This window comes from Streptococcus suis (assembly GCF_002960445.1).
Taxonomy (GTDB): Bacteria; Bacillota; Bacilli; order Lactobacillales; family Streptococcaceae; genus Streptococcus; species Streptococcus hyiners.
Genome location: NZ_POJD01000275.1, coordinates 1 through 351 on the forward strand (window position 1 = coordinate 1; position 351 = coordinate 351).

Consider the following 351-nt stretch of genomic DNA (forward strand, 5'->3'; position numbering starts at 1 on the left):
AAGGCAATTCCATTTTCTGTCGGGCGAATGACACGTAATATCCTAGTTAGGTCAAATTCACCATAGTTCGCACCTGTGAAGTAGGAATCTCGTAATAGATAATCCATCCGGTCAACATCAATCTGGCTCGAAATGAGTTGAACGACCTGTTTATTTGGATAGGTATGTTTGATAACACTAGCAACCTTGTCTGGAAACTCAGGTGAAACTTGTTTCAACAGAGCATTGATTTCCGTTTCTGGACTAGTAATAATAGCACAGGTCATTTCCTCATGGTCTGTATCAAATAGACGCTCGAAGGTATGAGAATAGGCTCCGTGTCCGACATCATGGAGTAGCGCAGCAACCATG

1 protein-coding gene is annotated in these 351 nt (G+C 42.5%); it reads right to left on the reverse strand.

Annotation, left to right across the window (positions count from 1 at the left end):
• Positions 1-351, reverse strand: a 351-nt coding sequence (locus tag C1G53_RS09655) for an HD domain-containing protein (protein ID WP_153046704.1), incomplete at both ends; no start/stop codon positions are given.